Genomic DNA, 14823 nt, shown 5'->3' on the forward strand with positions numbered 1-14823 from the left:
GTGCGCCGATGAGCGATTCCCTGCAGAACGCCCCCGCCCCTGGCACGCCAGTCCATGAGCCCTTGGCCCACGGCACCCTGGAAACGCCGTCGGGCAAGTCCGCGGCGGACGAGAATTTCCCGGTCGGCTCCTGGCTGATCCGTCCGGATCTGCGCCGGCACGTCCACACGTTCTATGCCTTCGCACGCGGCGCCGACGATGTCGCCGACAATCCGGATCTGGCGCCCGACGACAAGGTGGCGCGGCTCACCCGCATGGGCGAAATCATCCTGGGTCGCGGCAACCGGGCGACCGAGGAAGCCGAGTCGCTCGCCTGCGTCAGGATGCGCGCGAGCCTGGCCGAGACCAAGGTCACGCCGCAGCATTGCCTCGACCTGCTGCAGGCCTTCACCCAGGACGCCAACAAGGCACGCTATCGCGACTGGGACGACCTGCTCGGCTACTGCTTCCTGTCGGCCTCGCCGGTCGGCCGACAGCTGCTCGACCTGCATGGCGAGGGTGCCGCCTGCCGCCCAGGCGCCGACGCGCTGTGCAACGCGCTGCAGGTCATCAATCACCTGCAGGATTGTGCTGAGGACTACAAGGCGCTCGACCGGATCTATCTGCCGACCGGCTACATGGCGGAGGAAGGGGCCGAGATCGCCGACCTCGCGCGGCCGGCCCTGACGCCGGCGATGCGCCGTGTGCTCGACCGAACGATCGCGCCGCTCGAAGGGCTCCTGGCCGAGTGCGCCGACCTGGTCATGCAGGTCGACGACGTGCGCATCGCGCTCGAGTGCCAGGTCATCCGCACGCTCGCCGCGCGCCTCACCCGCCGGCTCAAGAACGAGGACCCGATCGCGACACGCGTCGAACTGTCGAAGCCGGTGGCGGGTGGCCTGGCGCTCGGCGCCCTCGCCTCGGGCCTCTGGCGCCGCCGTGCGCGTCCCGCCCCTCGCCCCGCAGCGCTGCACTCATGAGCATGTCAGCCCCGCTCCCGACCAATGCCGCGGACGAGCCGGCGGCGGACCTGGCCGAGGTCACCCGCCAGGTCGGCCAGGCCAAGAGCTCGTTCTACACCGCGATGCGGTTCCTGCCCGAGGACCGGCGCAACGGCATGTATGCGATCTACGCCTTTTGCCGCGAGGTCGACGACATCGCCGACGAGCCGGCGGCGCAGGCGGACAAGCAGCGCGGCCTGGCCGCCTGGCGCGCCGAGATCGAGGCGATCTATGCCGGCCGGCCAGCGACGCTCATGGTGGGCCGCGCGCTCGTCGGGCCGATCCGCCAGTTCGGCCTTGAGAAGGCCGATTTCCACGCAGTGATCGACGGCATGGCCATGGATGCGGAGCGCGACATCGTGGCGCCCGACGCGGCCGAGCTCGACCTCTATTGCGACCGGGTGGCGAGCGCCGTCGGCCGCCTGTCGGTCCGCGTGTTCGGCCCCTACGAGCCGCACGCGGATGAGGTGGCCGAGCATCTGGGCCGCGCGCTGCAGCTCACCAACATCCTGCGCGACGTGGACGAGGACGCGGAACGCGGCCGGCTCTACCTGCCGCGCGAGGGCTTGGAGCGGCACGGCATCGCGACGCGCGTGCCGGCCGAGGTCGCGGCCCATCCGGCGATCCATGCCGTCTGCGCCGAGCTCGCGGTCGAGGCTGAGCGCCGGTTCCGCCTCGCCGATGCCGCCATGGCCCAATGCGCGCGCAAGACGATGCGGCCGGCACGCATGATGAGCGGCGTCTATGGCGCGATCCTGACGCGCTTGCTCAAGCGCGGCTGGGCCTACCCGCGCACGCCGGTCAAGGTGCCGAAGCTCGTCAAGATCTGGATCGCGCTCACCCGCGTGTTCTTCTGACCTCATGCAACCCATCACCCATGTCATCGGCGCCGGCCTCGCCGGCTTGAGCGCTGCGCTCCGCCTGACGGAGGCCGGCCATCGCGTCGTGATCTACGAGGCGGGCCCGCAAGCCGGCGGCCGCTGCCGCTCCTATTTCGACGAGCCGCTCGGCTGCCGCATCGACAACGGCAACCACCTGCTGATGAGCGGCAACGATGCCGCCCTCTCGTACCTGAAGCTCATCGGCGCCGAGGACACGCTCGAAGGCCCCGCGAGCGGGCGCTATCCGTTCTTCGATCGCGGCACCGGCGAGCGCTGGAACCTGGCACCCAACCGCGGCAAGCTGCCCTGGTGGGTGCTCGTCCCCGGCCGGCGCGTGCCGGGCAGCCGGGCCGGCGACTATCTGGCGGCGCTCCGCTTCCGCAAATGCGGCCCGGATGCGACCGTGGCCGATCTCGTCGGCCAGGACACACGGCTCTATCGCCGGTTCTGGGAGCCGCTCGCAGTCGCCGCCCTCAATACGGAGGCCAAGACCGCCGCCGCCCACCTGCTCTGGCCGGTGCTGGAAGAGACCTTCGCCCGCGGTGCCGATTTCTCGCGCCCGCTGGTGGCGCGCGACGGCCTGTCGGAAAGCTTCGTCGACCCGGCGCTCGCCTGGCTGGAGCAGCGCGGCGCGACGCTCAGGCTTTCGACTCGCGTGCGCAAGATCGGCTTCCACGGCGATCGCGTGGTGTCGCTCGATCTCGGCAGCGATTTCGTCGGGCTCGACCAGGGCGACAATCTGGTGGTCGCGGTCCCGCCGGCGGTCGCGACCGGCCTCGTGCCGCACCTGGTGACGCCGACCGAGTTCCGCCCGATCGTCAACGCGCATTTCCGGCTCGACGAACGGGATGCAGTGCCGGGCGTAGAGATCCTGGGCGTCATCGGCGGGACGGCCGAATGGATCTTCCGGCGCGGCCCGCTCGCCTCGGTCACGATCAGTGCGGCAAGCCACGTCGTCGACGAGGACGCGGACGCGCTGGCGCCGCGCATCTGGGCCGACGTCGCCGCGGGCTTGGCGCTCGGCGAGCGGCCGATGCCCGCCTGGCGCATCGTCAAGGAAAAGCGCGCGACTTTCGCCGAGACGCCGGACCAAGTGAAACGGCGGCCGGAAGCAAAGACCTTCTGGCGGAACCTGGCACTCGCCGGCGACTGGACCGACACGGGCCTGCCCGCAACCATCGAGGGCGCCATCCGGTCCGGAGAAAAGGCAGCGGCTCAGCTGCGTAGCACTTGAACTCGTTCAATAGGGTCATCAGTTCAAAGGACGCGTTACAGCCATTACGCGTTGGCTCTTGAGCTTCGCGCTATTTTTGACGAAGCTTCGCTGCAATTGCGAAACGTCTCGCCGAGTGAAGAACCTACGCTGACCATGACCGAACTTGACGACACGCTGCGGGCCGCATCCTTGGCCGAGCCTTCGATCGCCGCGCTCGACAGCGCGATCGAAAGCGCGACCGAGGTCCTCGTCTCGCGCCAGAACGGCGACGGGCACTGGGTCTTCGCGCTCGAGGCGGATGCCACGATTCCCGCCGAATATATCATGCTGATGCACTACCTGGACGAGATCGAGCCCGATCTCCAGGAGTCGATCGCACGCTATATTCGCAAGACGCAGGGCGCCGACGGCGGCTGGCCGCTGTTCCACGCCGGGCCGTTCGACATCAGTGCCACCGTCAAGGCCTACTACGCGCTGAAGCTCGCCGGCGACGACATCAACGCGCCGCACATGCTTCGCGCCCGCCAGGCGATCTTGAGCGCCGGCGGTGCTGCGCGCTGCAACGTCTTCACCCGGATCGCACTCGCCCTCTTCGGCCAGGTCCCCTGGCGCGCCGTGCCGGTGATGCCGGTCGAGATCATGACCCTGCCCAAGTGGTTCCCGTTCCACCTGGACAAGGTCAGCTACTGGTCGCGCACGGTGATCGCACCGCTCTTGATCCTGATGGCACTGAAGCCGCAGGCCAAGAACCCGAACAAGGTCGACGTCGTCGAGCTGTTCCAGACGCCGCCGTTCGAGGAGAAGCGCTACCTGCATTCCGCGACGCGGAATTTCTGGGCGACGGCGTTCCGCTGGCTCGACCATGTCGTGCGCTTCGTCGAGCCGGCCTTCCCGAAGAAGGGCCGCGAGCGCGCGATCGAGCGCGCCATCGCGTTCGTCGAGGAGCGATTGAACGGCGAGGACGGCCTGGGCGCCATCTTCCCGGCCATGGCCAACGCCGTCATGGCGATGGAGCTCCTCGGCTACGCCAAGGACGATCCGCGCCTCGTCACCGCCAAGAAGGCGCTCCGCAAGCTCATCATCACCGACGCCGACGGCGATTCGATGGTCCAGCCCTGCGTCTCGCCGGTCTGGGACACGGGCCTCGCGAGCCACGCGATGCTCGAAGTGGGCGACGTACGCAACGACGGCCAGGCGAGTGAAGCCGGCAGGCGCGCCGCCGCCGCGGCGTCCGACTGGCTCGCCTCCAAGCAGATCCTGGATGTCGAGGGCGACTACATCCAATCGGCCCCGGGCGTGCGTCCGGGCGGCTGGGCGTTCCAGTATGCCAATGCCCATTACCCCGACGTCGACGATACCGCTGCGGTCGTGATGGCGATCGACCGGGCCGGCGATCCGAAGCACCGCGAGAATATCGAGCGCGCGGTCGAATGGGTCATCGGCATGCAGAGCAAGAACGGCGGCTGGGGCGCGTTCGACGCCGACAACGAGCACTACTACCTGAATTACATCCCGTTCGCCGACCACGGCGCGCTGCTCGACCCGCCGACGGCCGACGTCAGCGCGCGCTGCATCTCGATGCTGGCGCAGTTGGGCTACAAGCGCGGCAACCCGGTCGTCGACAAGGGTGTCGCGTACCTGTGGCGCGAGCAGGAAGAAAACGGCTCCTGGTACGGCCGCTGGGGTACCAACTACATCTACGGCACCTGGTCGGTGCTGTGCGCGCTCAACGCCGCCGGCGAGGACCTGTCGTCGCCCGGCATCCAGAAGTCGATCGAGTGGCTCGCCTCCAAGCAGAACGCCGACGGCGGCTGGGGCGAGGACGGCATCAGCTATTACGACGGCCATCACGGCGAGGGCAACGGCTCGACTGCGTCGCAGACAGCCTGGGCGGTGCTGGGCCTGATGGCGGCCGGCGCCGTTGACCATCCGGCGACCCAGCGCGGCATCGACTATCTGCTGCGCACCCGACCGGAAAACGGGCTCTGGCATGAAGAGACCTATACGGCCGTGGGCTTCCCGCGCGTGTTCTACCTGCGCTACCACGGCTATCGTGCCTATTTCCCGCTGATGGCGCTGGCACGCTATCGCAACCTCAAGACCGGCAACTCCAAGCTCGTCATGCACGGCATGTGAGCGGCTTGGCGGTCCAGATCGGCATCCTCGCGGGCCTCCAGTCGGAGGCCCGCTGTCTTTCGGGCCTCGTCCCACCGCACCGCATTGCCTTGAGCGGCGCGCGGCTCGACGGCGCGCGCCGGGCGGCACGCCGGCTGGTCGAGGGCGGCGCCACGCATCTCCTGAGCTTCGGCCTCGCCGGCGGCCTCGATCCGGCGCTGGCACCGGGTACGCTGCTGCTGCCGGCACAGCTGCTCACGCCGGCCGGCGGCGCCGTCCCGGTCGATCCGGACTGGCATGCTGCGGCCCTGGCGCTGCTGCGCGCCCACCGGCCGATCCAGGCGCCGGTCGCGGGCAGCGACATAGCGATCGGGACGGTCGCGGCAAAAGCGGCGCTGTTCGCAACCAGCGGCGGCGTCGCGGTCGATATGGAAAGCCACGTACTGGCTGCGGCCGCCCCTGCCCTGCCGCTGCTCATCGTGCGCGTCGTCGCCGATTCGGCCGCGGACGCGCTGCCGCCGGCCGCCCTCGTCGGCATCAAACCAGACGGCGCGACCGACCTCGCCGCCGTGCTGGCATCGGTCCTGCGCCGACCGGCCCAGATCCCGGCGCTGATGCGCCTCGGGCGGGCGGCGACCAAGGCGACCGAAACCCTGCGCGCCGCTGCCCGGTTGGGCGCGGCTTCCGGTTTCGGCCTGGTCTAGATCGCGGCCCGGCCGTCGATGCGGGTCATCGATCGGCCACCGACCCAGATGTCCGCACCGATCTGCTTGATCTCGATCCGGCCGGCCCGGCCGATCGCGGTGCCCTGGCACGCGACATAGGCGGGCGGCGCCCGGCCGGCGCCGATCAGCCATTGGGCAAGGCCGGCGTTCAGGCTGCCGGTAACGGGATCCTCCGGCACGCTCTCGTCCGGAACGAAGGCGCGCACCTCGAACTGGCATTCGGCACCGTCCGTCGCCGGATCCCACGGCGCCACGACGCCCAGCGTCAATCCGGCCATGGCGGCGAAGTCGGGTCGCACCGCCAAGAGTTCGACCCGACTGCCCAGCATGACCGCGACCCAGCCGGGACCGTTGTCGACCCATTGCGCGGCCTGGATCCGCTCGGGCGTGAGCCTGAGGCTGCGGGCGATCTGGGCGACGGTGCCGTCGTCGACAGGGCCGCTTCGACGCAGCGGCGGGGCGGCGAAGGCAAGCGCGTCGCCATCGCGACGGATCGACACCAGCCCGACGCCGCATTCCTGCACGATCTCGGCACCGCGCGGCCGGCCGCCGGCCTCGAGCCAGGCATGGCAGCTGCCGAGCGTCGGATGGCCGGCGAAGGGCAACTCGCGGACCGGCGTGAAGATGCGCACGCGATAGTCGGCACCGGCCGCCTCGGGCTTCAGCAGGAACGTCGTCTCGCTGAGGTTGGTCCAGCGGGCGAAGGCCGCCATCTGAGCGGCGGAGAGCGCGTCCGCGCCCAGCACGACCGCAAGCGGGTTGCCGGAGAATGCCTTGGTCGTGAAAACGTCGACCTGCTTGAACGCGTAGTCGGTCATGTCCTCCCTTCCCTCATGCCATCGATGCATGAGCGCAAAACTCGGCGTCGCTTCGAGCTTCAGGTTGATCGGACCGCCTGCCCGCGCGCCCTCAGTCTGGCCTGGCCTTGGTTTCAGCGATCCGCGCGCCCAATTCGCCGAGCACGCTCGTCGCCTCGCGCATCATCATTCGAAGCACCTCGGCCGCCGGCCGGATGCCGCCGATCAGGCCGGCGCCCTGGCCGGCGAAGAGCGCCATCCGTTCGAGGTCGCCCGTCGTCGAGCGCAGTGGCGAGTCCGTGCTGAACTTGTAGAGCGGCCGCCCGCCATCCTCGCCGATCACCTCGCGCGGCAGGCGGTCCGGGTGATGGCCCCACAATTGGCCCGCTTCGGCGGTGACGCTGTTCTTCAGCACGCGCACCGGCGAATTGGGCGGCCAGTTGATGGCGAAGAGGTCCGTATGCACCGTGTCGTCGAGCCCGGCCTCGACGATGCGCTGCTTGTGATAGTCGTGGGCGAAGGACTCGGTGCTCGCCAGGAACACCGTGCCGCAATGGACGCCGTCGGCGCCGAGGGCGAGTGCGGCGGCAAGCCCCCGGCCGTCGACGATGCCGCCCGATGCCGCGACCGGGATCCGCAGGCGGTCCCGCACCCGCGGCAGCAGAACGGACAGCGGCAGCGAGCCTTTCACATGGCCGCCGGCCTCGACGCCCTGGACGATGACGATGTCGGCCCCGGCCGATTCGGCAAGCAGCGCGTCCTCGAGCGAGCCCACCTGATAGAGCACCAGGCATCCGGCCCGCTTCGCCTGCTCGACGACGCCGGGGAACACCTCCCAGAAGAAGCACATCGCCGGCACGCGGGCGTTGAAGCAGATCGCGAGCTCGTCTTGCAGCAATGCCGGATCGGTCGCGAACGGGATCAGGTTGACGCCGAACGGCCGTGCCGTCCGATGCCGCACCTCCGCGATCTCGCTCTCGATCAAGGCCGGCGCCTCGCGCACCATGCCGAGCAGGCCGAAGCCGCCGGCCTCGGACACGGCCGCCGCCAGTTCGGCGCGCGCCGGGCCGCCCATGCCGGCAGAGATGATCGGGTATCGGCAGCCCAAGCGTTCGGTCAGCGGCGTCGGCAAGGTCGGTGTCGCAGCGGCTTCCGTCATCATCGCCTCCAGCCCAAACAAAACGGGCGCTGCCATCGGCAGCGCCCGCGCTCCGTCGATCGTGCGTCCTCTTGTTACGACGCAGCGGCCATGTCGGCCAGTTCCGGCGGCATCTTGAAGCGGACATTCTCCTCGACGCCGGCCAGGATCTCGACCTCGGTGGCACCCAGCTGCTTCAGGCGCTCGACCACCTCAGTCACCAGCACTTCCGGGGCGGAGGCGCCGGCCGTGACGCCCACGGCATTGACGCCCTTGACCCAGGCCGGATCGAGCGCCGAGGCATCGGCGATCAGATAGCCGCGGATGCCCATCTCGCCGGCGAGCTCGCGCAGCCGGTTGGAGTTCGAGCTGTTGTGCGCGCCCACGACCAGGATGACGTCGACCAGGTTCGCGAGCTCGCGCACGGCGCGCTGGCGGTTCTGCGTCGCGTAGCAGATGTCCTTGGTGCTGGGGCCGACGATGTCGGGGAAGCGCTGGGTCAGCGCGTCGATGACGCTCTTGGTATCGTCGACGCTGAGCGTGGTCTGGGTGACGTAGGAGAGCCGGTGCGGATCCGAGACCTCGAGTCGCGCCACATCCTCCGGAGTCGCGACCAGATGAACCTTGCCGTTGACCCGGCCCATGGTGCCCTCGACCTCCGGATGGCCGTCATGGCCGATCAGGATGACGTCGCGGCCGCCGTCGGCATAGCGCTGCGCCTCGGCATGCACCTTGGAGACCAGCGGGCAGGTCGCATCGATGACCGGCAGCGAACGGAGCGCCGCATCGTCCTCGACCTTCTGCGAAACGCCGTGGGCGCTGAACACCGTGATGCCGCCGGGCGGGATCTCGTCCAGCTCCTCGACGAACTGCGCGCCCTTGGCCCGGAGGCTGTCGACCACATATTTGTTATGGACGATCTCGTGGCGGACATAGACCGGCGCGCCGTATTTCTCGAGCGCGCGCTCCACGATTTCGATCGCCCGCTCGACACCGGCACAGAAGCCGCGCGGCTTCGCCAAGATGACTTTCATTCAACCAAGCCCCGATATTCTCGTGATCCCCGAACAATCGCCGACATGTGATGATTCAGGGCGGCGGGCGCAAGCTAGCATGATTGCCCTGGACGGGCAAAGCCGCGCCCAAGTCACACCAGACCCGCAATCGGGAGTTCGGCTTGACTTTCCCCCCCGAAATGAAGCCTGTTAGTCGGCTGAAATTTCCGTCGTCTTTTCGACATTCTTGCCGCAATCCTGCCCAAGCGGGTAAGTTTGGCGAATTTCCGGCTCGGCCGGAGCGCCGGGCGGAGCTGAGTTAAGGAGCGAACGTGATCGGTCAAGCCAAACCCCTTCTCGACCGGGTTACCATCCCGGCCGATTTGCGTGCGCTGCCGGAAACCGACCTGAAGCAGCTGGCCGACGAGCTGCGGCAAGAGATGATCGAGGCCGTTTCGGTCACCGGCGGCCATCTGGGTTCCGGCCTGGGCGTGGTCGAGCTGACCGTGGCCCTGCACTATGTGTTCAACACGCCGGACGATCGGTTGATCTGGGACGTGGGCCACCAGGCCTATCCCCACAAGATCCTGACCGGCCGGCGCGACCAAATCCGCACGCTGCGCCAGGGCGGCGGCCTCTCGGGCTTCACCAAGCGCACGGAGAGCGCCTACGACCCGTTCGGCGCCGCCCATTCCTCGACCTCAATCTCGGCCGGCCTCGGCATGGCCGTCGCGAGCGAGCTTACGGGCAAGAAGAACACCGTCGTCGCCGTGATCGGCGACGGCTCGATGAGCGCCGGCATGGCTTACGAGGCCATGAACAACGCCGGCGCCCGCGAAAAGACGAAGCTCATCGTCATCCTGAACGACAACGACATGTCGATCGCGCCGCCCGTGGGCGCACTCTCGGCCTATCTGTCGCGCCTCTTGTCGTCCAAGAGCTTCGTCAGCCTGCGCCATGGCGCCATCGACCTCGCCAAGAAGTCGCTACCGCGCACGCTCAAGGATGCAGCGCTCCGGGCCGAGGAATATGCCCGCGGCCTCGTCACCGGCGGCACCCTGTTCGAGGAGCTGGGCTTCTATTACGTGGGCCCGATCGACGGCCATAACCTCGACCATCTGCTGCCGGTCCTGAAGAACGTGCGCGATGCCGAGGACATCGGCCCGGTGCTGATCCATGTCGTGACCAAGAAGGGCCACGGCTATGCGCCGGCTGAAGCGGCCGGCGACAAGTACCATGGCGTCTCGAAGTTCGACGTCGTGACCGGCGCCCAGTCCAAGCCCAAGTCGAACGCGCCCTCCTACCAGAACGTATTCGGCGAGAGCCTGATCAAGGAGGCGCGCAAGGACGACAAGATCGTCGCCATCACCGCGGCCATGCCGTCGGGCACCGGCGTCAACCTGTTCGCCAAGGTGTTCCCGGAGCGGACCTTCGACGTCGGCATCGCGGAGCAGCATGCGGTGACCTTCGCCGCAGGCCTCGCGACCGAGGGCATGAAGCCGTTCTGCGCGATCTACTCGACCTTCCTGCAGCGCGGCTATGACCAGGTCGTCCACGACGTGGCGATCCAGAAGCTGCCGGTGCGCTTCGCGCTCGACCGCGCCGGCTTGGTTGGGGCCGACGGTGCGACCCACGCCGGCTCGTTCGACCTGGCCTATCTCGGCTGCCTGCCCGACTTCGTCATCATGGCCGCAGCCGACGAGGCGGAGCTCGTGCACATGGTCGCAACCCAAGTCGCTTATAACGAAGCGCCGTCGGCGCTGCGCTATCCGCGCGGCGACGGCGTCGGCGTCGAGATGCCCGAGGTCGGCGTGCCGCTGCCGATCGGCAAGGGCCGGATCTTGCGCGAAGGCACGACGGTCGCGATCCTGAGCCTCGGCACCCGCCTTGCGGAAGCGATGAAGGCGGCGAACGAGCTGCAAGCGTTCGGCCTCTCGACCACGGTCGCCGACGCGCGCTTCGCGAAGCCGCTCGATGTCGAGCTCATCAACCGCCTGGCGCGCGAGCACGAGGTGCTGATCACGGTCGAGGAAGGCTCGATCGGTGGCTTCGGCAGCCATGTCGTGCATCACCTGGCGGCGGCCGGCCTGCTCGACAACGGCCTCAAGATCCGCCCGATGGTGTTGCCCGACCGGTTCATCGACCACGATGCACCGGCGAAGCAATATGACGCGGCCGGCCTCAACGCCCGCCACATCACCGCCACTGCGCTGGCAGCCCTCGGCCGCACGGATGCCGTGCTGACAGTCAGCGCCTGATTCAACCGTGTTCAGCCGGAACGGAGACGGCGTCGAGGCCGTTTCCGCTTTGGCAGGTACGTCACGAATGGCTTCTATGGCATATCCGAAACTGAGGGCCGCAAGCGCGGCCCTCACCCTTTTACTCGCCGGATTCCAGACGGTGGGCTTTGCCCAGGCCGTGCCGGCCCCGCAGCCGGTCGCGCCCCAGGCAGCCCAGCAGCCTACCGCAAGCGGACCCGCGAGCGCGGTCATCGACCGGTTCGACACCACCCTGCTGAGCGTGATGAAGCGCGCCGAGCAATTGGGGTACGAGGGCCGCGCCAAGGAGCTTGGCCCCGCGATCGACCAGGCGTTCAACATCCCGCTGATGACCCGCATCGTCGTCGGCGCGCCCTGGACCGAATGGAGCGAGGACCAGCGCAACCAGATCATCGACGCGTTCGGCAAGTTCGTCGTCGCGACCTATGCCCGGCGCTTCGACGGCTATGGCGGCGAGGGTTTCGCCAACGACGGCGAGCGGCCCGCCTCGAGCGGCGGCACACTGGTCACGACGCGCCTCACCCGGCCAAAGGACCCGGCCGTGACACTCACCTACCTGATGCGCGACAGCGACCACGGACCGCAGATCGTCGACGTCTTCCTGACCGGCTCCATCAGCGAGCTCGCGACCCGCCGGTCGGAATTTTCTGCCGTGCTGCAGCAGGGCGGCTATCAGGCGCTGCTGACAGCGCTCGAAAAGAAGACGTCCGCCCAGGCGAACGGCGCCGGCGACGCGGAGTGATGGATTGGTCGGCCGGGCGGTCTACGCCCGGCCGTGCCCTCGGCCCAGCACGGTCATCAGCACCGGCTGGACGATGAGCGTGCAGACCAGCACGTAGATCAGCGACATCATCAGGAGCAGCCCCATGCTGGCCGTGCCGGCATGGTGCGACAGCGCCAGGCTGCCGAACGCCGTGCCGGTCGTGCCCGCGCTGAACGCGACGGCACGCGCCGTCGATGTCTGCAGGAGCTCGACCGGCCCGTGGCCGGTGCGCCAGAGCATCACGAAATAAATGTCGAAGGCGACGCCGATGCCCATCAGCAGCGGCACGGCAATGACGTTCGCATAATTGAAGGCGAGCCCGATCGCGACGCTGGTGCCGAGCGCATAGAGCCCGGCAAGCGCCAGCGGCACGACCACCAGCACCACGTCACGCAGCCTGCGCAGGATGAACGCAAGCGCCACGGTGATGGCGCACAGCGCCAGCAGCGAGGCGGTGCGGAATGCATTGCTCACCGTCTTGCCCGATTCGAGGATCGACACCGGTGCGCCGGTCGCCTCCGGCGCCAGCTTGCGAACGGCGGCGACGAAGGCCGCCATCTGCCGCTCGTCCTTCATGTCGCCCTTGGGGAAGACCGAGACGCGCGCCCGGCCGTCGTTGGCGATCCAGTCGTCGCGGATCTCGGGCGGCATGCTCTCGGTCGTGAGCTTCTCGGCCGACATGGCGGCGCGCAGCATGTCGACGCGCCCCTCGAAGCCGCCGAGCAGTGCGTCGCGCAGCGTCTTCACGTCACCGCTGCCGGGAGAGGCGAGGAAATGCTCGATCGCGGCCTGCAGCGTGGGGCCGGCGGTGCCGAGCGAGGCGCCGTGCGTGCCGGCGAGGAAGCTGCGCAGGTGCTCCGCATAGTTCCGCAGTGCCGCCCGCTCCTCGTCGTCGCTCGGCGGCGGCAGGGATGCGGCGTGATCCAGGATCGGCCCCAGCAGGAACTTGGTCTGATCGAGGATATCGAGCTTCGCCGGCTGGTCATCAGGGATGAAGCTCGACAAGGTGAGCGCCTGGCGCACCTCCGGCAGGGCCGAAATCTTGTCGGCGAGAGCATCGGCCGCCTGCAGGTTCGGTGTCAGGATCTCGATGCTATAGGGCGAAGCGAGCGGGTCGGAGGTCAGTTCCTTGACAGTCTTGACCGACTCCTTGCTCGGGTCCTTGAGGTCGAGCGGATCGGCGTCGAAGCGCACGAACGGCACGCTCGCGGCACCGGCGACGCCCAGCAGCAGCGCCAGCGCCAGCACCGGCTTCGCATGGCCGGCGAGCCAGCGATCGATCGGCGCCGCCCAGGCGAAGCCCGCGGCCTCCGGCTTGCCGCGCGCCGGCAGCACGGTCAGCAGCGCCGGCAGGACGGTGAGGTTGGCGATGAGCGCCACGAACATGCTGGTGCCGGCGATGAGGCCCAGCTCCGACACGCCCTTGTAGTCGGTCGGCAGGAAGGAATAGAAGCCGACGGCGGTCGCGAGCGCCGCCAGACCCAGAGGCCCGCTGATGCCCCGGGCCGCACGCCGGAGCGCCTCCTGGTTCGCCACGGGCCGGTGCGCCGGCACGACGCCGCCGGTGACGGTGTGGAGCTCGGCGCGATAGCGCATCGAGAACTGGATGCCGAAATCGACGCCGATGCCGATGAACAGCACAGCGAAGGCGATCGAGATCATGTTGAGCGTGCCGACCGCAGCCGCGGCGAAGGCGGCGGTCAGGACCAGCCCGACGACGAGCGTCACCAGAATTGCCAGGATGAGCCGCGGCGCCCTGAGCGCCCACAGCAGGATGCCGATGACCACGACGACGGTGATCGCGGTCGCGGTTCCCGCGCCCTCGCTGACCGAGGCGAATTCCTCGTCCTCGAGCGGCACCTCGCCGGTGAGGCGCACGGTGACCCCTTTGGCGGCGAGGCCCAGGTCGGCGGCGGTCTGGCGGATGAGCGCGCTCGCCGCGGCACCCGGTTCGAGCGCATTGAAGTCGAGTTTCGCCTGGACCAGGATGAAATGGCGCAGCTCCTCCGGGCGCGGCGGCTTGCCGGTCATGAGCTGGCCCCAGCTCACCGGCACGGGCTTGCCGGCGGTGACGCTGTCCATGGTCTTGGCGAAGAGCGCCATCGGCCCCGTGAGCTTGTCGCCCGACGCTTCGCCATCCTCCATGCCGGTCAGTGCCTGGCCCAAGACGCCGAACAGGCCGCGCAGGCTCGGGTCGGCATCGAGCGGCCCCATCAGCGGCTGCGCCTCGGCGATCTGGTCCGAGAGCTGCGCCAGCTCCTCTTTACTCAAGAACATGAGGCCGTAGCGGTTGAAGAACGGGCCGCTGTCCGGCCGCCGGACGCTCTTGAACACGTCCGTGCGGTCGGCGAGCGCCTTGGCAAGCGCGGCGGTCGCATCCTCGACCGCATCCGAGGACTTGCCATCGAGCACGACGGTCGTGAGGCTGGTGCTGTTGGGGAACGCCGCGTCATAGGCCGCTCCCTGCTTCTGCCACGGCAGGTCGGGCGACAAGAGCTTGCTCGTGTCGGTGTTGACGCCGAGATTGTCGGCGGCGAACCAGCCGCCCAGCACCGTCAGCAGCAGCGCCACCAGCAGCACGCGCCCGGCATGCCGGCGACAGAAATCGACCAAGGCTGAAAGTAAGCCGACCATGTCCCCCTCATCGAAAGCGCGATGCCGACGAGAGGCTCCTCGCCGGCATCGCGCCCCTTACCCCATCCCGCAGCCGCACCCTCGTCCATCCGAAGGCTGAAGACCGCAGACATTCCCACCCTGCCGGCCGATTCCGGCAGCGGGAAGGCAAAGAGCGCGGAACCTCGGGAAACGATGGTGGACGGAGCAATGCGGCAGGCGGGGGTCTCGGTCGGCACCCTAGCGATAGTCCCTTGGAAACGCCAGATGTAGACATCTACCATGCGGATCGGAGCGGAACGCGACGCCCGGCCCCACCGG

Annotated in this window: 11 protein-coding genes; 7 read left to right on the forward strand and 4 right to left on the reverse strand. The window is 68.7% G+C overall.

The window, feature by feature from the left end; genetic code table 11:
• The first annotated feature begins 8 nt into the window (after positions 1-8).
• From IEY58_RS24715 to IEY58_RS24735, 5 genes are all read left to right on the forward strand, one after another.
• Complete coding sequence (locus IEY58_RS24715) at positions 9-959, forward strand: squalene/phytoene synthase family protein (protein ID WP_189050742.1); 951 nt, start codon at positions 9-11, stop codon at positions 957-959.
• The gene (gene hpnD / locus IEY58_RS24720; protein ID WP_229743933.1) at positions 956-1837 is read left to right on the forward strand and encodes a presqualene diphosphate synthase HpnD; all 882 of its coding nucleotides are present in this window, start codon (positions 956-958) and stop codon (positions 1835-1837) included. The genes IEY58_RS24715 and hpnD overlap by 4 nt, the downstream gene beginning before the upstream one ends.
• A 4-nt stretch (positions 1838-1841) precedes the next feature.
• Complete coding sequence (hpnE, locus tag IEY58_RS24725) at positions 1842-3095, forward strand: hydroxysqualene dehydroxylase HpnE (protein WP_189050744.1); 1254 nt, start codon at positions 1842-1844, stop codon at positions 3093-3095.
• A 135-nt stretch (positions 3096-3230) separates the two neighbouring features.
• Positions 3231-5213, forward strand: a complete 1983-nt coding sequence (shc, locus tag IEY58_RS24730) for a squalene--hopene cyclase (protein ID WP_189050746.1) — start codon at positions 3231-3233, stop codon at positions 5211-5213.
• Entirely contained in the window at positions 5210-5896 is a 687-nt protein-coding gene (locus IEY58_RS24735; protein ID WP_189050748.1) for a phosphorylase family protein, read from the forward strand. Before shc ends, IEY58_RS24735 begins: the two co-directional genes overlap by 4 nt.
• Here the strand turns inward: IEY58_RS24735 and IEY58_RS24740 are convergent.
• From IEY58_RS24740 to ispH, 3 genes are all read right to left on the reverse strand, one after another.
• Complete coding sequence (locus IEY58_RS24740) at positions 5893-6735, reverse strand: PhzF family phenazine biosynthesis protein (protein WP_189050750.1); 843 nt, start codon at positions 6733-6735, stop codon at positions 5893-5895. The two genes, IEY58_RS24735 and IEY58_RS24740, sit on opposite strands and share 4 nt — an antisense overlap.
• Before the next feature lie 91 nt (positions 6736-6826).
• Complete coding sequence (locus IEY58_RS24745) at positions 6827-7873, reverse strand: NAD(P)H-dependent flavin oxidoreductase (RefSeq protein ID WP_189050752.1); 1047 nt, start codon at positions 7871-7873, stop codon at positions 6827-6829.
• Between the two features lie 74 nt (positions 7874-7947).
• Positions 7948-8886: a 4-hydroxy-3-methylbut-2-enyl diphosphate reductase gene (ispH, locus tag IEY58_RS24750; protein WP_189050754.1), complete on the reverse strand. Its 939-nt coding sequence runs from the start codon at positions 8884-8886 to the stop codon at positions 7948-7950.
• Between the two features lie 293 nt (positions 8887-9179).
• Here ispH and dxs point away from each other — a divergent pair, with 293 nt between their 5' ends.
• Both dxs and IEY58_RS24760 read left to right on the forward strand, forming a co-directional pair.
• Entirely contained in the window at positions 9180-11105 is a 1926-nt protein-coding gene (gene dxs / locus IEY58_RS24755) for a 1-deoxy-D-xylulose-5-phosphate synthase (protein ID WP_189050756.1), read from the forward strand.
• A 76-nt stretch (positions 11106-11181) separates the two neighbouring features.
• Complete coding sequence (locus tag IEY58_RS24760; RefSeq protein WP_189050758.1) at positions 11182-11868, forward strand: ABC transporter substrate-binding protein; 687 nt, start codon at positions 11182-11184, stop codon at positions 11866-11868.
• A 21-nt stretch (positions 11869-11889) separates the two neighbouring features.
• On the opposite strand, the gene IEY58_RS24765 is transcribed toward IEY58_RS24760, so the two are convergent.
• Positions 11890-14523: an MMPL family transporter gene (locus IEY58_RS24765; protein WP_189050760.1), complete on the reverse strand. Its 2634-nt coding sequence runs from the start codon at positions 14521-14523 to the stop codon at positions 11890-11892.
• Positions 14524-14823: the final 300 nt, after the last annotated feature.

It is taken from the genome of Aliidongia dinghuensis, assembly GCF_014643535.1.
GTDB classification, from domain to species: domain Bacteria; phylum Pseudomonadota; class Alphaproteobacteria; order ATCC43930; family CGMCC-115725; genus Aliidongia; species Aliidongia dinghuensis.

What these genes read in the sequence shown, in the direction of transcription:
- IEY58_RS24715 (WP_189050742.1), top strand. Translation starts at nt 9, where the DNA reads ATGAGCGATTCCCTGCAGAACGCCCCCGCCCCTGGCACGCCAGTCCAT.
- hpnD (WP_229743933.1), top strand. Translation starts at nt 956, where the DNA reads ATGAGCATGTCAGCCCCGCTCCCGACCAATGCCGCGGACGAGCCGGCG.
- IEY58_RS24740 (WP_189050750.1), bottom strand. Translation starts at nt 6,735, where the DNA reads ATGACCGACTACGCGTTCAAGCAGGTCGACGTTTTCACGACCAAGGCA.
- IEY58_RS24745 (WP_189050752.1), bottom strand. Translation starts at nt 7,873, where the DNA reads ATGACGGAAGCCGCTGCGACACCGACCTTGCCGACGCCGCTGACCGAA.
- hpnE (WP_189050744.1), top strand. Translation starts at nt 1,842, where the DNA reads ATGCAACCCATCACCCATGTCATCGGCGCCGGCCTCGCCGGCTTGAGC.
- shc (WP_189050746.1), top strand. Translation starts at nt 3,231, where the DNA reads ATGACCGAACTTGACGACACGCTGCGGGCCGCATCCTTGGCCGAGCCT.
- IEY58_RS24760 (WP_189050758.1), top strand. Translation starts at nt 11,182, where the DNA reads ATGGCATATCCGAAACTGAGGGCCGCAAGCGCGGCCCTCACCCTTTTA.
- ispH (WP_189050754.1), bottom strand. Translation starts at nt 8,886, where the DNA reads ATGAAAGTCATCTTGGCGAAGCCGCGCGGCTTCTGTGCCGGTGTCGAG.
- IEY58_RS24765 (WP_189050760.1), bottom strand. Translation starts at nt 14,523, where the DNA reads ATGGTCGGCTTACTTTCAGCCTTGGTCGATTTCTGTCGCCGGCATGCC.